We start from the raw sequence: 23,376 nt of genomic DNA on the forward strand, positions 1-23,376 counted from the left end.
CGTCCCATAGGGGGTTCGAACCCCTGTTACCGCCGTGAAAGGGCGGTGTCCTGGACCACTAGACGAATGGGACGCAGTGCCTTGCCTCGTCGAGGTGGCGCGTATAGTAAATAGACCGCCTGCCGCTGTCAACTCTCCGCTGATTCCTGTTGCCCCCCTGACGCCACGGGCGGACGGCAGCGTCTATCCTGCAGGTACAGGCACACGATATTCACCGGGTTGGCCCGAGCCGCCATTTCGTAGTCTCATGACGCAGTAACGCCCGACCGCAAGAGGAGCATGCCGATGCGCAACAAGCTGCAGAAAAGCGATGCCGAATGGCGCGACCAGCTGACGCCCGAGCAGTACCGGGTCGCTCGCGAGAAGGGCACCGAGCCGCCGTTCAGCGGCGACTACCGGGTCAGTGACGAGCAGGGCATCTATCACTGCGTGTGCTGCGGCGCCGCCCTGTTCGAGAACGAGCACAAGTTCGACGCCGGCTGCGGCTGGCCGAGCTTCGATCGTCCGCTGGGCAAGGGCTCGGTCGAGGAGCATTTCGACGACTCCCACGGCATGCGCCGGACCGAGATCGTCTGCGCCCACTGCGATGCCCACCTGGGCCACGTCTTTCCCGACGGTCCGCCGGAAACCACCGGGCTGCGTTACTGCATCAACTCGGTGGCGCTGACCTTCCACCCCGGCGAATGAACCGCAACCAACCCCGCACCGGGCGCCGATCTGCTAAGATTGGCGCCCGTTTTCTATGCACACCTTCCAGGGGGAACGATGCTCGGCTGGTATCCGGGACACATGAACAAGGCACGGCGCCAGATCAAGGAAGCCCTGCCGGAGATCGACGTGGTGATCGAGGTTCTGGATGCGCGGCTGCCCTACTCCAGCGCCAATCCCATGCTGGCCGAGCTCACCGAACACAAGCCGGTGCTGAAGATCCTCTCGCGCGCCGACCTGGCCGATCCCGAGCGCACCCGCGAGTGGGTCGCGCACTTCGATGCCCAGGCCGACACACGCGCCCTGGCGGTCACCACCACCCAGGCCCGCGAGCTCAAGCGCATCCCCGCCCTGTGTCACGAGCTGGCCGGCCAGGTGCGTGCCGACCGTGACGTGCGGGTGATGGTCATGGGCATCCCCAACGTCGGCAAGTCGACGCTGATCAACGGCCTGGCCGGCCGCAAGCTGGCCAAAACCGGCAACGAACCGGCGGTGACCAAGCGCCAGCAGAAGATCCGCATCGACGGGCGCATCGCGCTGACCGATACGCCGGGCGTGCTGTGGCCGAAGATCGAGGATCAGGCCAGCGCCTACCGGCTCGCCGCCAGCGGCGCGATCCGCGACACGGCGATCGAGTACACCGACGTGGCCATCGTCGCCGCGGCGGAACTCGCCCGGCGCTACCCGGAGGCCCTGTCGCAGCGCTTCAAGCTGAAGACCCTGCCCGCCTACACGCCGGCCGAGGGCGCCGAGGCGGTCCAGGCCGATGGCGAGCCACAGCCCGACCTGCTGGCCCGTGCCGGCTTCGACGGCCAGGCGATCGTTGCCGAGATCGCCCGCAAGCGAGGGGGCCTGCGTCCCGGCGGCGTGGTCGACCTGCACCGGGGTGCCGAGGTGCTGCTGCACGAGTTGCGCGACGGCAAGCTGGGCCGCGTGACCCTGGAAACTCCCGCCGACATTCCGCCGCCGGTGGATGCCACCGCCGAGGCCTGAGCCGCCTTCCCCGGCCATTTGCACGTCCGCGACGCCGGGGTATGCTGTTCCACGCCGCCCGCCCCGGCGCAGCCGCACCGGTTCACGGCGCCCAAGCCCGCAATGCCAAGGAATCATCGCGTCTCATGGACACCACGCCCCGCCCGATTCGCAAGTCCCACAAGCTCGACAACGTCTGCTACGACATCCGCGGCCCGGTTCTCGACCATGCCAAGCGGCTCGAGGACGAAGGCCAGCGCATCCTCAAGCTCAACATCGGCAACCCCGCCCCGTTCGGCTTCGAGGCCCCCGAGGAGATCCTCCAGGACGTGATGCGCAACCTGCCCACCGCCCAGGGCTACTGCGACTCCAAGGGACTGTATTCGGCGCGCAAGGCGATCATGCAGGAGTGTCAGCGCAAGGGCATCCCCGGCGTCGGCGTCGAGGACATCTTCATCGGCAACGGGGTCTCCGAACTGATCGTGATGGCCATGCAGGCCCTGCTCAACGACGGCGACGAGGTGCTGATTCCCGCACCCGACTACCCGCTGTGGACGGCGGCGGCCAATCTCTCCGGCGGCCGGCCGGTGCACTACCGTTGCGACGAGCAGGCCGACTGGGCACCGGACCTGGCCGACATCCGCGACAAGGTCACCAGCCACACCCGGGCGATCGTGCTGATCAACCCCAACAACCCCACCGGGGCCGTCTACCCGCCCGAGGTGGTCAAGGAACTGCTGGCCATTGCCCGCGCTCACGACCTGGTGGTGTTCTCCGACGAGATCTACGACAAGATCCTCTACGACGACGTCGAGCATGTCTCCACCGGCGCGCTGGCCGGTGACGACCAGCTGGTGGTGACCATGAACGGCCTGTCGAAGAGCTATCGCTGCGCGGGCTTTCGCAGCGGCTGGATGATCCTCTCCGGCAAGGTGGGCAAGCAGCGCGCCGAGGACTTCATCCAGGGCCTGAACATGCTGGCCTCGATGCGCCTGTGCGCCAACGTCCCGGCCCAGCACGCCATCCAGACCGCGCTCGGCGGCTACCAGTCGATCAACGACCTGGTGCTGCCCGGCGGCCGCCTGCGGGCCCAGCGCGACATCACCTACGAGAAGCTCAACGCCATTCCCGGGGTGTCCTGCACCAAGCCCAGGGGAGCGCTCTACGCCTTCCCGCGGCTCGACCCCGAGGTGTTCAACATCCAGGACGACCAGCAGCTGGTGCTCGACCTGCTGCTGCAGGAGAAGATCCTGCTGGTCCAGGGCACCGCCTTCAACTGGCCGGACCCCGACCACGTGCGCATCGTCACCCTGCCCTGGGCCGACCAGCTCGACGACGCACTCGACCGCTTCGCCCGCTTCCTCGGCCGCTACCGCCAGTGAGGCCCCGGCGAGCGCCACCATGGTGCTCGCCGCGTCGACAAATTTCCTCGGCCAGGGCTTGAAACCCGGCCCCCCGGCGCGTATCTAAGAGCCAGACAACACACTGAATTTTCCGGCTTTCCGACGACCGAGGTCACACTCATGATGCGTATCCTGTTGTTCCTGGCGACCAACCTGGCCGTGGTGCTGGTCGCCAGTATCACCCTGCGCCTGCTGGGCGTGGAGCCCTACCTGCAGGCCAACGGGCTGAACATGAACAGCCTGCTGATCTTCTGTTTCGTGTTCGGCATGGCCGGCTCGCTGATCTCGCTGTTTCTCTCCAAGCCGATGGCCAAGATGAGCACCGGCGCCCAGATCATCGACCAGCCCCGGGACGCCAACGAGAAGTGGCTGCTCGACACGGTCGCCGAACTGGCCCGGGATGCGGGCATCAAGATGCCCGACGTCGCCATCTTCCCCGCCCAGCAGTCCAACGCCTTCGCCACCGGCTGGAACAAGGACGACGCGCTGGTCGCCGTCTCCAGCGGGTTGCTCAACCGCATGCGCCCGGAAGAAGTCCGCGCCGTGCTGGGCCACGAGATCGGCCACGTCGCCAACGGCGACATGGTCACCCTGGCGCTGATCCAGGGGGTGCTCAACACCTTCGTGATGTTCTTCGCCCGTGTGGTCGCCCAGTTGATCGACAGCTTCCTGCGCCGTGACGACAACGAGGGACTGGGCTTCTTCGGCTATTTCGCGGTGGTGATCGTCGCCGAGATCGTCTTCGGGCTGGTGGCCTCGGTGATCGTCGCCTGGTTCTCGCGCTTCCGCGAATACCGCGCCGACGCCGCGGGAGCCCGGCTGGCCGGCAGCGGCGCGATGATCAACGCCCTGGCACGACTCAAGGCCGAGACCCAGATGCCGGACCAGATGCCGGACACCCTGACCGCCTTCGCCATCACCACCGGCCAGACCCGCAAGCTGATGGAGCGGCTGTTCGCCAGCCATCCGCCACTGGATGACCGCATTCGCGCCCTCAAGGAATCCGCCTACCGGCAGTAGGCGCTGGAATATCGGAAGGATCAGGCCCGCCGCGTCGGCGGGCCTTTTCGTGGCGGGTCCGGGCAGACTCCAGCGACGCCTTCATGCGCCGGCGGGCATCACTTGCCGGCCAGCTTGACCTTGAAGCCGAAACCGGCGATCGCCTCGCGCAGGTCGTTGTTGTTCTTCTTGAGATCGACCCGCAGGGTGGAGAACTCGCGGCGCACCGGATACTCGGCCCGATAGCGGTCGAACCCCTCGGCCATGCCGAAGCGGCGACGGTAGCGCTCGAAGCCCACCATGTCCCGACGCACGTCGTAGCAGGCACGCACGCACAGGGCCAGGGCCTCCCGCGGCGGCGCCCACTCGGTCAGCACCAGCTTGCGCAGCCACGGGTCCGGCTTGAGCTGCCCGAGCTTGCAGCGCACCGGCAGCCCGTAGTGGTGCATCACCGCCTGGTAGACCAGTTCGGTCCCGCGCATCTTGCCGTCCAGGCTGTGGCCGGCGATGTGCGGCGTGGCGATGTCCACCAGCGGAAACAGCGCCTCGTCGATGCCCGGCTCGTCCTCCCAGACATCCAGCACGCAGCGCAGGTCACCGCCGGCCGCCAGCCGCTCGTGCAGGGCCGCGTTGTCCAGACAGGCGCCTCGCCCGGCGTTGAGCAGCACGCTGCCGGGGCGCAGCGCCCGGATGCGCCGGGCGTCCATCAGATGACGGGTGGGATGATCGCCGGTGTCGACCAGCGGGGTGTGCAGGCAGATCACGTCGCAGCGCTCGATCAAGGTATCGAGGTCGACGAAATCGTCCCGCCCCTCGTCACGGGCTCGCGGCGGATCACAGATCAGATGAGGAACGTCCATGCCGCTCAGGCGCTTGGCCAGGCGGCTGCCGACATTGCCGGCCCCGACGATGCCCACGGTGCGCTCGTCGAGCGCTTCGCCGGCCTCCTCGGCCAGCAGCAGCAGGCTCGAGAGCACGTAATCCACCACCGACTCGGCGTTGCAGCCGGGCGCACTGGCGAAGCCGATGTCGTGCGCCTTCAGGTACGCCTGATCCACGTGGTCGGTCCCGATCGTGCAGGTGCCCACGAACTTCACCCGCGAGCCATCCAGCAGGCCGGCGTCGACCCGGGTGATGGAGCGCACCAGCAGGATGTCGTGATCGCGCACCGCCGCAGCATCGATCCGCCGCCCCGGGAGTCGCGTGATCTCGCCCAGCTCGCCGAAGAAGGCCTCGACGAGCGGAATGTTCTGGTCGGCGAGTATACGCATGGGGAAGACTCCTTGTTCGCGTCCACCGGGCGGCTACAATGGCTCCCCGGGCCGCCCGCCATCTTAGGCCGCGCGGCCGAGCGCGACAAGCCGCCATCGACGCAGGAGCCAACGTGATCGTCCGCTGGGAAAGCCATCATGACTACGTGCTGGTGCATGTCCATCAGGACATGTTCGGCGACTGGATATTCAGCCGCGCCTGGGGCCAGATCGGCACCCAGTTCGGCGGCCTCAGGCACCAGCTGGCCGACGGCTACGACCAGGCCATGATGTGGCTCGAGGACGTCGATCACATCCAGCGCTCGCGCGGCTTCCACCAGGTGCTGAAGACCAGCGCCGACAGCCCCGAGGGCCGCGACGCCGTGCGCCAGCTGTCGCTGCTGGAGTGAGCGGCGGCCTCCCCGTCGCAGCGCTCGCCCCTATCCCCCGACGAACGCCCGTCAGGCATCCGTCTTGTGACGGATCAGGAAGCAGTGGTGCAGGTCGCCGCGCCGCTGGAAGTCCGGGTCGAAGGTGTCCCGGGTGATATCGCTGACCGCGTAGCGCTCGACGAGCCCCTCGTCGATCCGGAAGCGGCGCTGGTTGTTCGAGAACACCAGCGTGCCGCCCGGCGCCAGCCGCGCCATGGCCAGATCGACCAGCCGCCCATGATCGCGCTGGATGTCCAGCGTGCCCTCCATGCGCTTGGAGTTGGAGAAGGTCGGCGGATCGAGGAAGATCAGGTCGAACATCCCCTGTGCCGTCTCCAGCCAGTGCAGGCAGTCGTCACGCACCACCCGATGCCGGGCCGGATCGAGCCGGTTGAGCGCCAGGTTGTCGCGCGCCCAGTCCAGGTAGGTGTTGGACAGATCCACGCTCAGGGTCTCGCTGGCGCCGCCGAGCGCGGCCTGCACCGTGGCCGCCCCGGTGTAGCAGAACAGGTTGAGGAAGCGCTGGCCCGCGGCCATCTCGCGCAGCCGCCGGCGCACCGGCCGGTGGTCGAGGAACAGCCCGGTGTCCAGGTAGTCACGCAGGTTGACCCACAGCCGCGCCGGCCCCTCGCTGACCTGGAAGCGCTCGCCGCTGGTGTCGCGCTTCTCGTACTGGGCCTTGCCGCTCTGGCGGCTGCGCTGCTTGACGTACACCGCCCCGGGCGACACCTCGAGCACCTCGGGAATCACGGTCAGCGCCTCCATCAGTCGCCGCTGGGCCTGGGCGGTGTCCACCGAGCGCGGCGGGGCATATTCCTGGACGTGCACGCGGTCGCCGTAGACATCCACCGCCAGGGCGTACTCCGGCATGTCGGCATCGTAGAGGCGATAGCAGGACTCGCCGCTGCGCTTGAGCCACCTGGCCAGGCGCTTGCGGTTCTTGGTCAGGCGATTGGCGAACATCGTCGCCCCCGCCGAGCGGGCCGGCGGTGCGGCCTCCTCGACGTGCTCGGGCACCGGCATCAGCAGCAGCTTGCAGTCCAGCGGCCCGTTCTTGAAGGCATACTGCTTCTCGGCGCGCAGCCCGACGCGATGGCCGAGGTCGGGATTGCCGGTGAACAGCGCCAGCGTCCAGCCCGGGCACTGCTCGCGGACCCGCTCGCCCAGCCCGGCATAGAGTGTGACCAGCTCCGGCAGTTCGCCGAGGCGCTCGCCGTAGGGCGGGTTGGTGAGCACCAGGCCCGACCCCTCGGCGGCCGCCGGGCGCTGCCAGTGCCGGGCATCCGCCCCGCTGAACTCGATGAGTGCCGGAATGCCGGCACGCATGGCATTGGCCCTGGCGGCGGCCAGCGCGGGCGGACTGCGGTCGCTGCCGAACAGTTTCGCCGTGACGCGCCGGCGGCCCAGCCGGTCGCGTACCTCGGCTTCACGTCGGAGCTCGCGCCACAGCGCGGCATCGTGCCCGGCCCAGCGCTCGAAGCCGAAACGCGAGCGCCCCAGCCCCGGCGCCCGGTCGACGGCGATCATGGCCGCCTCGATCAGCAACGTGCCGGCCCCGCACATCGGATCGACCAGCGACTCGCCGCGGCGGGCACGGGCCGGCCAGCCGGCGCGGATCAACAGCGCGGCGGCGAGGTTTTCCTTGAGCGGCGCATGCCCCGGATCCCGGCGGTAGCCGCGCTGGTGCAGGCTGCCCCCCGACAGGTCGATGCCCGCCGTCAGGCGACCGCGATGCAGGTGGGCATGGATGCGCAGGTCGGGATCGCGATGCTCGACGCGGGGACGCTCGCGCCCCGCCGCCTGCAGCGCATCGACGATGCCGTCCTTGACGGTCTGGGCGCCGAAGCGGGTATGGCGGATGGCACGCGACTGGCCCTGGAAGTCCACCACCAGCGACGTCCCGGGGGGCAGGTGTGCCGCCCAGTCTACCTCGGCGATGCAGGCCCGCAGCGCCTCGGGCGTCTCGATCTCGGTGGCCTGCGCCAGCAGCAGCACGACCCGGTTGGCCAGCCGCGACCACAGACAGGCGCGATAGAGTGTGGCCAGGTCGGCCGTGAAATGGACGCCGGCCACGGTCTGCCGGGCGACGGTGGCGCCCAGCCCGCTCAATTCCTCCGCCAGCAGGGATTCGATGCCCCAGGGGCAGCTGGCAAAACCGGCCTGTTCGGTGCCCCGAGAGTGGGACGACGCCGCTCGATCATCGCTCATGGGTGCAAAGGGTCCTTGTATTTCAATGCGATAACATTTCAGTGACAAAACGCGACTCGACAGTCTTGTCACTGTTCAACTAGAAAGAAGGTTAGTAGCTACTAAGACAACGCATGCGTTCTGTCCGCGGTCTCCAGAGCAGCGGCAGTGTCGGCCCGGGGCCCACTGCCGGCGTAGTGACTCGCAATAACAATCCGGTTCTCATGCAAGAGGTTACCCGATGAAACGACAGAAACGTGATCGCTTTCAGCGTGCCTATGTCCATGGCTACAAGGCCGGCCTCTCCGGGCGCTCCCGGGATGATTGCCCCAGCCAGGACATCAATCTACGCGAATACTGGATGAGCGGTTGGCGTGAGGGTCGCGGTGATCAATGGGACGGCATGACGGGTGTCGCCGGCATCCACAAGAACCCCATGGTCATGCAGTAGCGCACCCGAGACAGTCGGTTACCTGCCGAGGCCCGCAAGACATGCGGGCCTTTTTGTGTGTGACGAACCTGTATGTCACGAGCCCGCCGGCATTTCGACAGCCCCGGTCGCCCGCGACGGAACGTCGCGCAACGCCCGGGCGCACTCGCCGATCAGCGCCGGCCCCCGGTAGATGAAGCCCGAATAGAGCTGAACCAGATCCGCCCCGGCCTTGCACTTGTCTCGGGCGGCCGCCCCGCTGTCGATGCCGCCGACCCCGATGATCGGCATGGCCGGCAGATGCTGGCGCAGGGCCCGCACCACATGATCCGACATCTCGCGCACCGGCGCGCCGGAGAGCCCGCCGGCCTCGTCGGCATGGGCCAGCCCCTGCACGGCCTCTCTCGCCAGGGTGGTGTTGGTGGCCACCACGGCATCGATGCCGTTGCGTCCCAGCGCCTCGGCCACCAGGCCGATGGCGGTGTCGTCCATGTCCGGCGCGATCTTCACGGCCAGCGGCACCCGCCGCCCCGCCGTCTGGTCCCGGCGCGTGGCGGCCTCGCGCAGCCTGCCCAGCAGGGCATCGAGATGCTCACCGAACTGCAGGTCGCGCAGCCCCGGCGTGTTGGGCGAGGAAATGTTGACGGTCACGTAGTCCGCGAAGGGGTGTACCCGCTCGAGGCAGGTCAGGTAATCATCGACGGCCTGTTCCACCGGCGTGGAGAGGTTCTTGCCGATATTGATACCGATCACGCCGTCGTAACGGCTCCTGCGGACATTGGCGATCAGGTGGTCGACACCGGCATTGTTGAAGCCCATGCGATTGATGATCGCGCCCGCCTTCGGCAGACGGAACAGACGCGGCCGCGGGTTCCCCGGCTGCGGTCGCGGCGTCACGGTGCCGACCTCGACGAAACCGAAGCCCAGCGCGCCCAGCGCATCGAGGTGGTCGGCGTTCTTGTCGAGCCCGGCGGCAAGCCCCACGCGGTTGGCGAAACGCAGCCCCATCACCTCGACCGGCTCGTCGACCCGGGGCTCACCACGCAACAGCCCCGTCAACCGGCAGCGATGCGCGACATCCAGCGCCCCGAGCGAGACACTGTGCGCGGTTTCCGGGTCGAGACGGAACAGGATCGAGCGGGCAAGCGCGTACATCGGACTCCTCGGCGAACGGTGGTGATGAAAAGCGCCGGGAGTATACCGTAAATCGCCTGATGCCGCCTGCCGCGCGGGAGGAGCGGACCCTCGCGCCGCGCAGGCAAGCGGCCCCGTGTCATGGCGTCAGGGTCGTGTATCGAGCTGGCGCACACGCAGGGTGTAGCGGTTCGCCCCCTCCATCGCCGTGCCGAACTTGCGGCCGCTGACCCAGACCCGATAGCGCCCCGGCTGTAGCGGCGTCTCGATGGAAAAGTCCCCCTGCTCGCCTGCCCCCTTGTCGCTGGCCACGACACGGCCATCCTCGTCGAGGATCCTGGCCTGAAGCGTGTAGCTGCCACCTGTGCCGGGGAAGGTCGAACTGGTCACCGAGATGGTCCCCGCCTGCGCCACATCGAAGGTCAGGACCTCGCCTTCCTGGCGAATGCGGATGTCTGCCACGATCTCTTCAAACGCCTTGGGACGCGTCTTGGATCCCGCTGACGACGTTTCGTCGCTCGTGCGAGCAGAGGAAGTCTTAGCATCGGTCGTCGACTGGCCCGATGCGGAGGCGGCCGCCGCAGGCACCGCAATGGTCGCCACCGCGTCCTTGTTGTCGACGAAGGCCGTCTTCTGCTCGCCTTCGGCGCTGCCGAAATGAATGCCCGACCCGGTATCGATACCGCTCTCGTCGCTGCTAAGGCGCTTGCCTTGGGCGTTCAGTCCCGCCACCGAGACGATAAAGCTGTTCCCGCCAGAGGCCTCGGAGCCGAACTTGTCCGCGGAGACGCGGAGAACGTAGTCGCCCGGCTCGAGTTGCTGCTCCAGACGGAGTCCTCCGTTCTGGCCCAGCCCCTCGCCACGCGCGATGACACGATTCTTGTTGTCGAGTAGCGCCGCCTTGATGCGATAGTCATCCGACTCACCGGCTAGGGTGCTGCTGGTAAAGACGTAGCGCCCCGACTTCTCGACCGTGAATTCATGGGTGTGCGTGCCCCCAAAACCGAAGCTCTGGCTACGCGCGTCGGTACGCGCCGTCAGGTACTGACTGATGTCGAACTGATCGGCAGCTTCCTGGGCCTTCTGCAAGGCGGCGCTCTGTGCCAGCGCCTCGGAAGCCCCGGCGGCGAGTCCCAAGGTGATGGCGACGGTTAAAACGCGATGCTTCATGGGGTCTCTCTGATTGGCAATGGATCCGGTGGGCACAGCATACCAGATCCGTTGTTGAGGTTTATGATCTTCGCCTCACCGCGAGCGAAGACCCTCGCCACGTCTGTTGGCCAGCCGCGTCAACGACGAAACCCCGCCAGGCGGGGTTTCGTCAAGGGACAAGACGTGTCAACAGGGGTGCTCAGTCACCGTTGCTTTCGGCGAGATCGACCAACTCACGAATCGCCACGGCAAACAGCGGATAGCCACCCTGCGTGCCGCCACTGACCTCGTGAATCAGCCCTTGCCAGCGATGGTGTAGATCGCTGTGCCGCGTCAGCCACTGCTCGACCCGCGGCTCGACGTCCCGCGGCCCATCCTCCATCTTGACCACACTCACCGTGAGAGCAAGCTGCTGGCGATCGAGGTCATCGCGGAACGTCTCGCGGGCCTGCGCCTGCCAGCTGTCACGGACCTGCAGGTTGTCGATCTGTTCGCTCATCCACGGCAACTCCAGGCGATGCCCGATCTCGTAGTAGAGCTCGGCGACCCGCTGGATCTTCTCGCCGGTCTGCTTGGCCGCCTCGATGATCCCCAGGCCGGCGTAGAGGTTGCCGGTCGCCGCCACGATGCTGGCCAGCGACTTGGGCACCTTCGCCTCCGTCAGTTCGTCGCGACGGGCCTCCCAGGTCTCGCGCTCCTGACCCCGCAGGCGCTTGCCGATGCTCTCCTGCAGCTGGGTCAGGCGCGGCGCGAAGTGCTCGATGCTCTCGCTGACCGACAGCGAGTTGCGCTGGCGCAGGAACCAGCGGGTGGCACGCCGCATCAGCCGCATCAGGTCGAGCATCATCTGGTACTGCACGCGGCTGTCGACGCGGTTGTCGAGCGCCTCGATCTGCTGCCACAGGCCCTCCAGGTTGAAGCTGTCACGAGCGATCACGTAGGCCCGGGCGATCTCGGCGCGGCTGGCGCCGGTGGTGTCGATCAGCCGGCGCACGAAGACGATGCCCATGTGATCGACCAGGTCGTTGGCGATCTGGGTGGCGACGATCTCCCGCTTGAGGCGGTGGCGATACATCTCGGTACCGAAGCGCTCGACCAGCACCCGCGGGAAGGCACGCTCCAGGTGGGCCTGGATATAGGGATCGTCCGGCACCTCGGAGGCGATCAGGTCCCCCTTGAGCGTGCTCTTGGCATAGGAGATCAGCACCGACAGCTCGGGCAGGGTCAGCCCCTCGTTGTTGTTGGAACGCTCGAGCAGGGACTCGTCGTCGGGCAGGAACTCCAGCTCGCGATCCAGCTGGCCGCCGGCCTCGAGCTCGTTGATGAAGCGCCGGTACGGCCCCAGGCCCTCGTGGGACAGCTGCTCGCTGAGCGACAGCGCCTGGGTCTGACGATAGTTGTCGCGCAGCACCAGGCCGGCGACCTCCTCGGTCATGTCGGCCAGCAGCTGATTGCGCTGCTTGTCGGTCATGTCGCCGCTGGACACGATGTCATCGAGCAGGATCTTGATGTTGACCTCGTGGTCGGAGCAGTTGACCCCGCCGGCGTTGTCGATGAAGTCGGTGTTGACCCTGACCCCGCGCCGCGCCGCCTCCATGCGCCCGCGCTGGGTCAGCCCCAGGTTGCCGCCCTCGCCGACGACCCGGCAGTGCAGTTCGTTGCCGTCGATGCGCAGGGCGTCGTTGGCCTTGTCGCCCACATCGGCGTGGGTTTCCGCACTGGACTTGACGTAGGTGCCGATCCCGCCGTTCCAGATCAGATCCACGCGGGCACGCAGCATCGCCTGGATCAGTTCGTTGGGCGAGAGCTTGTCCGCCTCGATGCCGAAGGCCTGCTTCATCGCATCGCTGATGGGAATCGACTTGGCGCTGCGCTTGAAGACACCGCCCCCCTCGGAGATCACCGAACTGTCGTAGTCCTCCCAGCTCGAGCGCGGCTGCTCGAAGAGCCGCTTGCGCTCGGCGAACGAGGCCGTCGGATCGGGATCGGGATCGACGAAGATATGCAGGTGGTTGAAGGCGCCCAACAGGCGAATCCTGTCGGACAGCAGCATCCCGTTGCCGAACACGTCGCCGGCCATGTCACCGACACCGACCACCGAGAACGGGTCCTTCTGGGTATCCAGGCCCATTTCGCGGAAGTGGCGCTTGACCGACTCCCAGGCCCCGCGGGCGGTGATCGCCATCTTCTTGTGGTCGTAGCCGTGGGCCCCGCCCGAGGCGAAGGCATCGCCCAGCCAGTGGCCGTACTCCAGCGAGATCTCGTTGGCGATATCGGAAAAGGTCGCCGTGCCCTTGTCGGCCGCCACCACCAGGTAGGGATCGTCCTCGTCGTGGCGCACCACGTCCTTCGGCGGTACCACCTCGCCGCCCTCGAGGTTGTCGGTCAGATCCAGCAGGGCGCGGATGAAGATCTGGTAGCAGGCGATGCCTTCCTTCTGCACGGCGTCCCGGTCGGCGTTCTCGGGCATGCGCTTGCAGACGAAGCCCCCCTTGGCGCCCACCGGCACGATGACCGCGTTCTTGACCTGCTGGGCCTTGACCAGGCCGAGAATCTCGGTACGGAAGTCCTCGTGGCGATCCGACCAGCGCAGGCCGCCGCGCGCCACCTTGCCGCCGCGCAGGTGCACCCCCTCGACCCGCGGCGAGTAGACGAAGATCTCGTAGCGGGGGCGCGGCTTGGGCATCAGCGGCACCCGCGTGGGATCGAGCTTGAAGGAGATGTAGTCCTTGAAGCCGTCCTCGGCGTCGCGCTGATAGTAGTTGGTGCGCAGGGTCGCCTGGATCAGCTCGATGTAGCGGCGCAGCAGCAAGTCATCGTTGAGGCTGCCCACCTGGTCGAGCAGGCCGTTAAGGCGCTCGATGCTCTTGTCGATGGTGGCGTCGAGGTCCTTGCCCTGCCGGCGCGGGGCGAAGCGCAGCGCGAACAGCTGCACCAGCTCCCGGGTGATGGCCGGGTAGCTGGCCAGGGTGGTGGCAATGTAGAGCTGCGACAGGCCGAAACGAATCTGCTTGAGATAGCGCGCGTAGGCCCGCAGCAGCGCCACCTCGCGCCAGTTCAGCCCGGCACCGATCACCAGGCGGTTGAACGGGTCGTTTTCCGCCTCGCCGGTCCAGATCCGTCGCAGCGCGTCGATGAAGGTCTCCCGCATGTCCTGCAGGTTGACCACTTCACGGCCGTGGTGCTCCAGGGTGAAGTCGTGGATCCAGAAGGCGCGATCCTCGCAGTGCACCCCGTAGGGGCGCTCGCCCAGCACCCGCAGCCCCAGGTTCTCCATGACCGGCAGGACATCCGAGAGCGGAATCGGCGCGTCGCCGTGGAAGAGCTTGAGATTGACGCCCTCCTCGTCCTCCTCGACCAGCCGGTAGAGGCTCACCGAGATCGGCTCGCCCTCCTCGACCTCGTCGAGATGCTGGATATCGTAGACCGCCGTGCGTGCCGTGAAGTCATCGCGATAACTGGTGGGGAAGGCATCGCGATAGCGATTCATCAGGTGATTGGCACGTTCCTCGCCCACCCCCTCGATCAGGGCGTTGTGGAGATCGTCGCTCCAGCTGCGCGCCAGCTGCGCGATCTTGTGCTCGAGCTTGCGCAGATCGTAGTCCACCGCGGACTCGCCATTGAAGCGCAGGATGAACTGGATGCGTGCCAGCACCGACTCCGACAGGTAGGTGTTGAAGTCGCCGAAGCTGGCGTCGAGCTCCTCGCACAGCAGCTCCTGGATGCGCACGCGAAGATCGGTGGAGAAGACATCGCGGGGCACGAATACCAGGCACGAGTAGAAGCGCCCGAAGCGGTCCTCGCGGATGAACAGGCGGACACGGCGGCGCTCGCGGATATTGAGGATCCCCAGTGCCGTGCGGGTCAGCTCGTCGGTGCTGATCTGGAAGAGGTCGTCGCGCGGATAGACCTCGAGAATCTGCAGCAGGTGCTTGCCGTTGTGCCCCTTGGGGTTGACCCCGGAGGCGTCCATCACCGCATCGATCTTGCGGCGCAGCACGGGGATGTGTCGCGGTGAATCGTTGTAGACCACGGCGGCATACAGCCCGATGAAGCGCCGCTCGCCGATGACGTTGCCCGACTCGTCGTAGCGATCGATGGAGATGTAGTCGGGATACGCCGGCCGGTGGATCCGCGAATGGTAGGCGCTCTTGGCGAACGACAGCAGTTCGGGAATCAGCACGTAGTGATCGCCCTCGACGCCCTGATCGCTGCGGATTCGCTCGCGATAGCGCGGATTGTCGAGCTTGAAGACCCCCAGTTCGCTGTTCTTGACCTGGCGCAGCTCGTCCTGCCCCTTCTTGGTCTCGACGATCTCGTATTCGTCGTAGCCCAGGAAGGTGAAGTTGTCCTCGAGCAGCCACTCCAGGAAGGCGATCGCCTCGCGATGATCGGCCGCATCGACCTGGCTCGGCCGCGCCGCCTTGAGTTCCTCGAGCGCCGCGTGGACCTTCTCGCACATCGGCTCGAAGTCCTCCACGGCGGTGCGCACGTCGCCCAGCACGTCATGCAGGCTGTCTTCCAGGCTGGCGAGCACCTCGGGATCGGAATGGCGATCGATCTCGATGACCATGATCGACTCGCGGGATTCCGGCGCATCCTTGGCGCGCGTGCCGGTGATGCGCTTGAGGTCGTGGTGGGAATCGCGCTCCACGGCCAGCACGGCGTTGTGGATGGCATGCACGGTGATGCCGCGCCGGTTGAGCTCGATGCGCACCGAGTCGACCAGAAACGGCATGTCCTGATGCAGCACCTCGATCAGGGTGTGCGACGACTGCCAGCCGTGCTCCTCGAAATCGGGGTTGTAGACATGCACCTTGGGGGAGCGCGGATCGAAGTGCTGGATGAAGTGCCAGGTGGTCAGCGTGGCGCCATAGGTATCGTCGAGGTGCCGCTCGACCAGGTCCTCCAGCGGGGCGCTGGCGTAGAAATCCTCGGCGAAGGCGGCCACCGCCTTGACCTTTTCCTGCGGCAGGCGCTTGGCGAGCTGTTCGCGAAGCGCCGCCAGAAACTCCTGTTTGCCATCGATAGCGACGTGTTGCATCAATCACCTCGGCTGCGTCCGGCCGCCCTGGCGGCCGGGGGGATGTTCATCGCGTGGAATTCACGCTGCCCGTGAGAATACTCTAGCTCACTGGGCGTTCCCCATCGTCATGCCGGGTTACTCATGGAGCATGTCGGTTAGGCATCGGCCGGCGCTTGACTTGTCGCCGAGTCGGTCGTTCAGTGCCGCCGTTCGAGCAGCACGCCGCATTCGCAGTGGTCGGTCCAGGGAAACTGATCGAACAGCGCGAAGCGCCGGATGCGGTGCGTATCCTCGAGCTGGGCCAGGTTCTCGGCCAGCGTCGTCGGGTTGCAGGAGATGTACACGATGCGCGGATAGGCCCGCAGCCGCTCGCAGCTGGCAGCGTCCAGCCCGGCCCGTGGCGGGTCGACGAGCACCGTCGAGAAGTCGTAGCCGTCGAGCGCCATCTCGCTGACCCGCCGTCCCTGCTTCTCGCCGGCCAGCGCCTGGGCGAACTCCTCGGCGGACATGCGTGCCACCACCGCGTTGTCGATGCCGTTGGCGGCCAGGTTGACGTTGGCCGAGGCCACCGAGGTCCGCGAGATCTCGGTGGCCAGCACGCGGCGGAAGTTCTCGGCCAGGGCCACCGTGAAGTTGCCGTTGCCGCAGTAGAGTTCCACCAGGTCCGCGTCGTGGCTGTTTCGGGTCACGTCGCGGGCCCAGCCCAGCATGGCCCGATTGATCTCGGCATTGGGCTGGGTGAAGCTGTTTTCCACCTGCTGATAGACCCGCTCGCGCCCGTCCACCGTCAGGCGCTCCCAGACGTGATCGCGGTCGAGCACCAGGCGCTGCTTGCGCGCCCGTCCGATGATCGACACGCCCAGCTCGGCCTGCAGCTCGCGCGCGCGGGCTTCCCAGGCGGCATCGAGCTGGCGGTGATAGATCAGCGTCACCAGCGCCTCGCCGCTCAGCGTGGTCAGGAACTCGACCTGAAAGAGCCGGTGACGCAGCACCGGATCGTCGATCACCGCCTCGCGCAGCCGCACCATCAGATCATTGATCAGATGGCTCGCCACCGGGTACTGGTCGAGACGGATCACCTGCTTTTTCCCCGGATCCTCCGGGTCCACCTCGAACATGGCATAGAACAGGTCGTCGCCCTCGTGCCAGAGGCGGAATTCGCAGCGCATGCGATAGTGACTGGCCGGCGAGGCGAAGACCTCCAGCGGCGGCGGCGAGAAGGCGGCGAACAGCGACTCGATGCGCTGACGCTTGGCGTCGAGCTGTTCGGGATAACGCTCGGGGGCGACGACGGGTACGGCCACGGAATCTCCTTGCGGGACAAAATCAGGACAATGAAGGGGTGGAAGCAGCTAGCGCACGGGATGCGCCGGCGCGGCGGCCCCGGAGGGCAGCGACAGCGCCGCGAGGCACGGAAAGCCGCGGGCATTCAGGGTCGCCGCCAGCGCGGCCTGCGGCGCCGTGGCCCAGGCACGCTGGGGCGCCCGGCGCGGCGCTATGGCGGTGACCACATCCGCCACGCGCCGGGCGATCGCCGCGCCCGAATCGATCCAGGCGACCGGCCGCGGGGACGCGGCCAGAAGGCGCGAGCGCAGCAGCGGAAAGTGCGTGCAGCCGAGCACCACGCTGTCCAGCGCCGTCTCCTGCCACAACGGGGCCAGGCAGGCCTCGATGACGGCATCGTTCGCCACCCCGCCGGCCAGGCAGCGCTCGGCCTCGCCGACCAGCGGGTCGGCCGCGAGGCGCAGCACGCGGCAATGCGCGGCGAAGGTGTCGATCAGGCGCCGGGTATAGGGACGATTGACGGTCGCCGAGGTCGCCAGCAGGGCGATGACTCCGGAACGACTGGCCGCCGCGGCGGGCTTGATGGCCGGCACGGTGCCGACCACCGGGATCGTCAGGCGTGAGCGCAGCACCTCGAGCGCCAGGGTGCTGGCCGTGTTGCAGGCCACCACCAGGGCGCTTGCCGAACTGAGGCGCACCGCCTGCTCGCACACGGCGGCGATGCGGGTCACCAGCCAGTCATCGGGCTTGGTGCCATAGGGCAGCATGGCGTTGTCGCAGACATAGGCGAGGGCGGCGTCGGGCAGGCGCTCGCGAATCGCCGCCGCCACCGAGAGCCCGCCGACGCCGGAGTCGAAGATCAGGATGGGACCCGGCACGCCCCCTCCTCGCGACCCGGCGGCACACGCCTCTTCCCGCTTGCCTGTCGAACGCCTCGGCCGGCCTCATCGCCGGCCCCGAGGGAGTGCGGCCGGTCTCGCTGCACGCGATCGATCGCCACACGCAGGGTCCAGTTCGCCGGAAGGGAGTTCATCAAGGCCTCGCAACACCACGCCAAGGGGCGCTCAGTCTACCCCAACCGCGAGGCCCACCCAACGGGCGCCGCCGTCCGGCGACACGAACTCAGCTCAGCGGCGACGGTGCCTCGCTGAATTCGGCATACAGTTCCGGGTAGGCGTCCTGGAGTCGCGCCAGCTCGCGCTCGGCCCCCTCCGGGAGCGCCCGGGCGAGCTCCTCGAGGTCCTTCTCGTCGAAATGCTCGCGAATCAACGGAAACAGCTCCTCGCGCTCGGCACGCAGGTAGGCGCGATGCGCCTCCAGATAGGCGCCGAGGTCGTCGGCGAAGCGATCCATCGGCACGACGGCATCCATCAGGATCATGTCCAGGTCCTCCGACAGGCGCATCAGGCGTCGATGCAGCGCCTCGTAGTCCGTGGTCAGGCGCGTGATCAGGTCATCGACCTCCGGCACGCGCGTCATCAGACGCTCGCCACAGATCCGCTCCAGCGGCACCGTGAAGCCGCTCATGTAGTCGAGAATGAAATCGACCACCTCGCGGACCAGTTGGAAATTGGGCCGCTCGCCCGCATCCAGCGTCTTGTGCTTGAGCGAGAGTACGTGCAACAGGCGCGCCATGTTGGCATGGTCCTGGCGCAGTTGATTGAGCATGGGCATGGCGAGAGCCTCCTCTGCTAGACATTGAGCGACACGGGAAACCCCGGATCGGGAGCCCTGAATCATTCACCCAGTGTAGGTGACTCGTGCCTCCGGCACTTTTTTTGAGCATCAGTCATTCGACAGCGGGTGCGACTGTTTTCGCCCTGCGACGTGTATCACACTAGGGGCACAGGCGCTCCGGCGCCCGTTGAATCCCGCCAACGGCAGCGACATCACGAAACGACATACCGCCATGGACCTGTTTTCCGACTCGGCTGCGGCCGACGACAACGCCCCGCTCGCCTTTCGCATGCGTCCGCGGGATCTCGACGACTACCTCGGCCAGGCCGCGCTGGTCGGCCCCGACCAGCCCCTGCGCCGCATGGCCGAGACCGGCCGGCTACGCTCGATGATCCTGTGGGGGCCGCCGGGCGTCGGCAAGACCACCCTGGCCGAGATTCTCGCCGCGGCCTCGGGGGCCAGCCTCGAGCACCTCTCGGCGGTGATGGCCGGCGTCAAGGAGATTCGCGCCGCCGTCGAGCGCGCTCGCGACGCCCGGGCCCGCCAACGGCCCACGGTGCTGTTTCTCGACGAGATCCACCGCCTCAACAAGAGCCAGCAGGACGCCCTGCTGCCCCATGTCGAATCGGGCCTGCTGACGCTGATCGGCGCCACCACCGAGAACCCCTCGTTCGAGGTCAACTCGGCCCTGCTCTCGCGAGCCCGGGTCTACGTCCTCAAGGCACTCGACGAGGCCGAGCTGATCGCGGTGCTGCGCCGCGCCCTCGACGACGAGCACCGCGGCCTGGGCGCACGCCGCATCCAGGTCGAGGAGACCACGCTGGCAACCCTCGCCCGGGCCAGTGGCGGCGATGCCCGCCGCGCCCTGGGCCTGCTCGAGACGGCCTGCGATTTCACGCGTACCGACGAGGCGGGGCACGAACGCCTGGAGCACGACGCCCTCGAAGCGGTGATCGGCCATCAGGCCAGCGCCTTCGACAAGCAGGGCGACCACTACTACGACCTGCTCTCGGCGATCCACAAGTCGGTGCGCTCCTCGCGACCGGACGCCGCCCTCCTCTATATCGCCCGCTTCGTGCAGGGCGGCGGCGACCCGCTGGACGTGATCCGCCGCCTCGCGGCCATCGCTTCGGAAGACGTGGGCAACGCCGACCCGCGCGCCCTGCCCTTGGTGATGGCCGCCTGGGACGCCTATCTGCGCCTGGGCGACCACGAGGGCCAGCGCGCCATCGCCCATGCCGCCATCCACCTGGCGGTGGCCCCCAAGAGCAACGCCATCGACCGGGCCTGGAAGGCCGCCAAGGCCTTCGTGGCACAGCAGCCACAGCTGGAGGTGCCGACCTACCTGCGCAACGCTCCGACGAAGCTGATGGAGTCCCTGGGCCACGGCCAGGGCTACCGCTACGCGCACCACGAGCCCCACGGCTACCCCGCCGGCAGCAGCCATGACTGCTGGCCGGCTGCCGTCCCTCACCGGCGCTTCTATGCGCCCACGGAATATGGCCAGGAGAAGCGCTACGGCCAGCTGATGGCCTGGCGGGAGCAGCTCGATGCCGAGGCGGACGACGGCGCAAAGCCGTAAGCCGTAAGCCGTAAGCCGTAAGCCGTAAGCCGTAAGCCGTCAACAGCCTGAAACGAATCGCCCCCGTGGCAAGATCACGGAGGCGATCCTCTTACAGCTTAAAGCTTACCTGATTACACACGTTATTCAGCCATTGTCCCGGCTTAGGTCTATCCTGGAATCATACGGACAGTCAAGGAGATAATGCCATGGCTCGCAATCCCATCCAGTTCCAGCCCGGCCTGTCACTGCCGGCCTTCCTGGGTCAGTACGGCACGGAAGGGCAATGCCGGGAGGCGCTCTTTCGGCATCGCTGGCCGAGGGGCTTCGTCTGTCCTGACTGCGGCAACACGACCTTCTGCCAACTCTCGCGTGGGCTCTACCAATGCCATCGCTGCCATCATCAAACCTCGCTGACCGCCGGTACCATCTTCCATGGCACGCATCTGCCGCTGACCACCTGGTTCCTGGCGATCTACCTGCTCACCCAGCGCAAGAGCGGCATCTCGGCGCTGCAGCTGTCCCGGGAGCTCGGTGTCAGCTACAACACGGCCTGGAAGCTCAAGCACAAGCTGCTGCAGGTCATGTACGAGCGCAACCAGGGTGAGCGGCTCTCAGGGCGGATTGAGATCGATGACGCCTACCTGGGCGGTGAGCGGCCGGAAAAGCGCGGGCGCGGCGCTGATCACAAGTTCCCCTTCATCGCCGCCTTGCAAACCAATGAGGAGGGCCACCCACAGCGGGTTCAGCTGCGCCGAGCGAGTGGTTTTACCCTGACCGGGATCCGTCGCATGCCCGACATGCCGTTGTGCCTGGCAGTCAGGTGAGCAGCGACGGACTCGGGAGCTTCCGGGCCTTCGATGCGCCTCCCTACCCTCATGTGCGCCATATCACCGGCGGTGGGCGTGCCAGCGTGGCGAACCCGGAGTTCAACTGGGTCAACACGCTGCTCGGTAACCTCAAGAACGCGATCACCGGTACCTATCATGCCATATGCGGGCAGCACGCCCCGCGCTACCTGGCCGCCGAGCTCGAGTATCGCTTCAATCGGCGCTATGACCTCAAGGCCATGATCCCGCGCTTTCTCACGGCCACCGCCCGAACGCCGCCGATGCCGTACCGGTTCCTGAGGATGGCTGAGCTTTATGCGTAATCAGGTAATGTCTTGCTCATGCATTCTGCTTCTTTTGGGCGGCCAGCAGATCCAGCGCCACATCCACGATCATGTCTTCCTGCCCCCCCACCATGCGGCGTTTGCCCAGCTCCACCAGAATGTCCACGGGCTTCAGGCCGTACTTCTGCGCCGCCACTTCGGAGTGGCGCAGGAAGCTGGAGTACACACCGGCGTAGCCCAGGGCCAGGGTTTCGCGGTCAACGCGCACCGGGCGGTCCTGCAGTGGGCGCACGATGTCGTCAGCAGCATCCATCAGGGCGTACAGGTCGGTACCGTGCTCCCAGCCCATCTTGTCGAAGGCAGCCACACAGACTTCCAGCGGCGCGTTGCCGGCGCCTGCGCCCATGCCGGCCAGGGAGGCGTCAACGCGGTCACAGCCCTCTTCCACCGCCACGATGGAGTTGGCCACACCCAACGCCAGGTTGTGGTGGGCGTGAATGCCGGTTTCGGTTTCCGGCTTGAGCACGTCTTTTAGCGCCCGGAAGCGGTCACGGATGTCGTTCATGTTCATGGCGCCGCCGGAGTCGACGACATAGAGGCAGGTAGCACCGTAATCTTCCATCAGCTTGGCCTGCTCCGCCAGGCCCTGCGGGGTCTGCATGTGGCTCATCATCAGAAAGCCCACGGTGTCCATGCCCAGCTTTCTTGCGTGTTCGATGTGCTGCTTCGAGACATCCGCTTCGGTGCAATGGGTGGCAACCCGTACGATTCTGGCGCCCGCGTTATAGGCGTTGTCCAGGTCGTGGACGGTGCCGATGCCGGGCAGCAGCAGGGTGGCGATCTTGGCGTGTTCAATCACTTCAGATACCGCTTCGATCCACTCCAGGTCGGTGTGGGCGCCGAAGCCGTAGTTGAAGCTGGAGCCCTGCAGGCCGTCACCGTGGGCCACTTCGATGGAATCCACCTTGGCCTTGTCCAGGGCCCGTGCAATGTCCTGCACGTTCTTGATGGAGTACTGGTGACGGATGGCGTGGCTGCCGTCCCGCAGGGTCACGTCGGAGATGTAGAGTTTCTTGCCGGGATTGAATGTCATTGTTCGTTCCTCCTCAGTTGACCAGCGATTCGGCGATGCGCTCGGCGGTGGCGAGAGCCGCGGAGGTCATGATGTCCAGATTGCCGGCATAGGCCGGCAGGTAATGGGCGGCGCCCTCTACTTCCAGGAAGATCGAGGTCTTTAGACCGCTGAAGCGGCCCAGGCCCGGGACGTTCATGGGCTGGTCTTCGGGGATGTCGTCGAACTGCACTTTCTGCTTGAGGCGATAACCGGGCACGTAGCTGTTGACGGCCTTGACCATTTCTTCCACCGAGGCTTCCACTTCCGCCTGGTCGGCGGTGTCGGAAAGCACGTAGACGGTGTCGCGCATCAGCAGGGGCGGCTCGGCCGGGTTCAGGATGATGATGGCCTTGCCCTTCTGGGCACCGCCGACCACTTCGATGGCCTTCGAGGTGGTTTCGGTGAACTCGTCGATGTTGGCGCGGGTGCCGGGGCCGGCGGACTTCGATGAAATGGACGCCACGATCTCGGCGTAGTGCACCTTGGCGACCCGGGACACGGCAGCAACCATCGGGATGGTGGCCTGACCACCGCAGGTGACCATGTTGACGTTGCCTTCCTGGAGGTTCTGCTCCAGGTTCACCACCGGCACACAGTAGGGGCCGATGGCCGCCGGGGTCAGGTCGACAATCTTGATGTTTTCCTTGTGGCCCCGCAGGAACACTTCGTTGTGCCGGTGGGCGCCGGCAGAGGTGGCATCGAACACGATGCCGACGTCGGCAAACTCCGGCATCTTTACCAGCCCTTCCACGCCTTCGGCGGTGGTGGCGACGCCCATGCGAGCCGCACGGGCCAGCCCGTCCGATTCCGGATCAATGCCGACCATCACGCCCATTTCAATATTCTTGCCATTGCGCAAGATCTTGATCATCAGGTCGGTGCCGATGTTGCCCGAGCCGATGATGGCTGCTTTGATTTTCTTACTCATGACTCT

At 66.7% G+C, this 23,376-nt stretch carries 17 protein-coding genes, 1 tRNA gene and 1 pseudogene; 8 read left to right on the forward strand and 11 right to left on the reverse strand.

What is annotated here, in order from left to right:
* A tRNA-Glu gene (locus tag G7A98_RS00005) sits at positions 1–73 on the reverse strand.
* Positions 74–285: 212 nt separating this feature from the next.
* Between G7A98_RS00005 and msrB the strand changes: the two genes are divergently transcribed.
* The 4 genes from msrB to htpX all read left to right on the forward strand — a co-directional run bounded on the left by msrB (position 286) and on the right by htpX (position 4,103).
* Entirely contained in the window at positions 286–687 is a 402-nt protein-coding gene (gene msrB, locus G7A98_RS00010) for a peptide-methionine (R)-S-oxide reductase MsrB (protein ID WP_163647447.1), read from the forward strand.
* A 78-nt stretch (positions 688–765) separates the two neighbouring features.
* Positions 766–1,701, forward strand: a complete 936-nt coding sequence (gene ylqF / locus G7A98_RS00015; RefSeq protein ID WP_163647448.1) for a ribosome biogenesis GTPase YlqF — start codon at positions 766–768, stop codon at positions 1,699–1,701.
* Between the two features lie 125 nt (positions 1,702–1,826).
* Positions 1,827–3,062 carry a pyridoxal phosphate-dependent aminotransferase gene (locus tag G7A98_RS00020; protein ID WP_163647449.1) on the forward strand — a complete coding sequence of 412 codons (1,236 nt, stop codon included), beginning with the start codon at positions 1,827–1,829 and terminating at the stop codon, positions 3,060–3,062.
* A gap of 141 nt (positions 3,063–3,203) precedes the next feature.
* Complete coding sequence (htpX, locus tag G7A98_RS00025) at positions 3,204–4,103, forward strand: protease HtpX (RefSeq protein WP_163647450.1); 900 nt, start codon at positions 3,204–3,206, stop codon at positions 4,101–4,103.
* Between the two features lie 98 nt (positions 4,104–4,201).
* Here the strand turns inward: htpX and pdxB are convergent, their stop codons facing one another.
* On the reverse strand, positions 4,202–5,353 hold the full coding sequence (gene pdxB, locus G7A98_RS00030; RefSeq protein ID WP_163647451.1) for a 4-phosphoerythronate dehydrogenase PdxB: 1,152 nt from the start codon (positions 5,351–5,353) through the stop codon (positions 4,202–4,204).
* Positions 5,354–5,466: 113 nt separating this feature from the next.
* On the opposite strand from pdxB, the gene G7A98_RS00035 reads away from it, so the two are divergent.
* Positions 5,467–5,742, forward strand: a complete 276-nt coding sequence (locus tag G7A98_RS00035) for a hypothetical protein (RefSeq protein WP_163647452.1) — start codon at positions 5,467–5,469, stop codon at positions 5,740–5,742.
* 51 nt (positions 5,743–5,793) lie between these two features.
* On the opposite strand, the gene rlmKL is transcribed toward G7A98_RS00035, so the two are convergent.
* Entirely contained in the window at positions 5,794–7,971 is a 2,178-nt protein-coding gene (rlmKL, locus tag G7A98_RS00040) for a bifunctional 23S rRNA (guanine(2069)-N(7))-methyltransferase RlmK/23S rRNA (guanine(2445)-N(2))-methyltransferase RlmL (protein WP_163647453.1), read from the reverse strand.
* A gap of 220 nt (positions 7,972–8,191) precedes the next feature.
* Between rlmKL and rmf the strand changes: the two genes are divergently transcribed.
* Entirely contained in the window at positions 8,192–8,401 is a 210-nt protein-coding gene (rmf, locus tag G7A98_RS00045) for a ribosome modulation factor (RefSeq protein WP_163647454.1), read from the forward strand.
* A 75-nt stretch (positions 8,402–8,476) separates the two neighbouring features.
* Here the strand turns inward: rmf and G7A98_RS00050 are convergent, their stop codons facing one another.
* The 6 genes from G7A98_RS00050 to G7A98_RS00075 form a co-directional block, all read right to left on the reverse strand.
* Entirely contained in the window at positions 8,477–9,535 is a 1,059-nt protein-coding gene (locus G7A98_RS00050) for a quinone-dependent dihydroorotate dehydrogenase (RefSeq protein WP_163647455.1), read from the reverse strand.
* 126 nt (positions 9,536–9,661) lie between these two features.
* The gene (locus G7A98_RS00055; protein ID WP_163647456.1) at positions 9,662–10,684 is read right to left on the reverse strand and encodes a hypothetical protein; all 1,023 of its coding nucleotides are present in this window, start codon (positions 10,682–10,684) and stop codon (positions 9,662–9,664) included.
* A gap of 181 nt (positions 10,685–10,865) precedes the next feature.
* Positions 10,866–15,710 (reverse strand): NAD-glutamate dehydrogenase, encoded by a 4,845-nt coding sequence (locus G7A98_RS00060; RefSeq protein ID WP_163647457.1) that lies wholly within the window; start codon positions 15,708–15,710, stop codon positions 10,866–10,868.
* A 179-nt stretch (positions 15,711–15,889) separates the two neighbouring features.
* A complete protein-coding gene (trmA, locus tag G7A98_RS00065; RefSeq protein ID WP_163647458.1) occupies positions 15,890–16,996 on the reverse strand; it encodes a tRNA (uridine(54)-C5)-methyltransferase TrmA in 1,107 nt (368 codons plus the stop codon).
* 48 nt (positions 16,997–17,044) lie between these two features.
* The gene (gene murI, locus G7A98_RS00070; protein WP_163647459.1) at positions 17,045–17,854 is read right to left on the reverse strand and encodes a glutamate racemase; all 810 of its coding nucleotides are present in this window, start codon (positions 17,852–17,854) and stop codon (positions 17,045–17,047) included.
* Positions 17,855–18,098: 244 nt separating this feature from the next.
* Entirely contained in the window at positions 18,099–18,644 is a 546-nt protein-coding gene (locus G7A98_RS00075) for a hemerythrin domain-containing protein (RefSeq protein ID WP_163647796.1), read from the reverse strand.
* 241 nt (positions 18,645–18,885) lie between these two features.
* Here G7A98_RS00075 and G7A98_RS00080 point away from each other — a divergent pair, with 241 nt between their 5' ends.
* Positions 18,886–20,235 (forward strand): replication-associated recombination protein A, encoded by a 1,350-nt coding sequence (locus tag G7A98_RS00080; protein WP_163647460.1) that lies wholly within the window; start codon positions 18,886–18,888, stop codon positions 20,233–20,235.
* A 188-nt stretch (positions 20,236–20,423) separates the two neighbouring features.
* Positions 20,424–21,367 (forward strand): annotated as a pseudogene (locus G7A98_RS00085) (IS1595 family transposase).
* A gap of 16 nt (positions 21,368–21,383) precedes the next feature.
* Here G7A98_RS00085 and dmpG read toward each other — a convergent pair.
* Both dmpG and G7A98_RS00095 read right to left on the reverse strand, forming a co-directional pair.
* Positions 21,384–22,421, reverse strand: coding sequence for a 4-hydroxy-2-oxovalerate aldolase (gene dmpG / locus G7A98_RS00090; RefSeq protein ID WP_163647461.1), 1,038 nt, complete (start codon positions 22,419–22,421; stop codon positions 21,384–21,386).
* A 13-nt stretch (positions 22,422–22,434) separates the two neighbouring features.
* A complete protein-coding gene (locus G7A98_RS00095) occupies positions 22,435–23,370 on the reverse strand; it encodes an acetaldehyde dehydrogenase (acetylating) (protein ID WP_163647462.1) in 936 nt (311 codons plus the stop codon).
* Positions 23,371–23,376 lie beyond the last annotated feature (6 nt).

The organism is Modicisalibacter sp. 'Wilcox', assembly GCF_010993675.1.
In the GTDB taxonomy this organism is placed as follows: Bacteria; Pseudomonadota; Gammaproteobacteria; order Pseudomonadales; family Halomonadaceae; genus Modicisalibacter; species Modicisalibacter tunisiensis.

Bases quoted from the DNA above. Each gene is read 5' to 3' on its own strand.
- G7A98_RS00055 (WP_163647456.1), bottom strand. From the start codon at position 10,684: ATGAAGCATCGCGTTTTAACCGTCGCCATCACCTTGGGACTCGCCGCC.
- htpX (WP_163647450.1), top strand. From the start codon at position 3,204: ATGATGCGTATCCTGTTGTTCCTGGCGACCAACCTGGCCGTGGTGCTG.
- rmf (WP_163647454.1), top strand. From the start codon at position 8,192: ATGAAACGACAGAAACGTGATCGCTTTCAGCGTGCCTATGTCCATGGC.
- G7A98_RS00020 (WP_163647449.1), top strand. From the start codon at position 1,827: ATGGACACCACGCCCCGCCCGATTCGCAAGTCCCACAAGCTCGACAAC.
- dmpG (WP_163647461.1), bottom strand. From the start codon at position 22,421: ATGACATTCAATCCCGGCAAGAAACTCTACATCTCCGACGTGACCCTG.
- ylqF (WP_163647448.1), top strand. From the start codon at position 766: ATGCTCGGCTGGTATCCGGGACACATGAACAAGGCACGGCGCCAGATC.
- G7A98_RS00050 (WP_163647455.1), bottom strand. From the start codon at position 9,535: ATGTACGCGCTTGCCCGCTCGATCCTGTTCCGTCTCGACCCGGAAACC.
- rlmKL (WP_163647453.1), bottom strand. From the start codon at position 7,971: ATGAGCGATGATCGAGCGGCGTCGTCCCACTCTCGGGGCACCGAACAG.
- G7A98_RS00080 (WP_163647460.1), top strand. From the start codon at position 18,886: ATGGACCTGTTTTCCGACTCGGCTGCGGCCGACGACAACGCCCCGCTC.
- pdxB (WP_163647451.1), bottom strand. From the start codon at position 5,353: ATGCGTATACTCGCCGACCAGAACATTCCGCTCGTCGAGGCCTTCTTC.
- G7A98_RS00075 (WP_163647796.1), bottom strand. From the start codon at position 18,644: ATGCTCAATCAACTGCGCCAGGACCATGCCAACATGGCGCGCCTGTTG.
- msrB (WP_163647447.1), top strand. From the start codon at position 286: ATGCGCAACAAGCTGCAGAAAAGCGATGCCGAATGGCGCGACCAGCTG.
- G7A98_RS00095 (WP_163647462.1), bottom strand. From the start codon at position 23,370: ATGAGTAAGAAAATCAAAGCAGCCATCATCGGCTCGGGCAACATCGGC.
- G7A98_RS00060 (WP_163647457.1), bottom strand. From the start codon at position 15,710: ATGCAACACGTCGCTATCGATGGCAAACAGGAGTTTCTGGCGGCGCTT.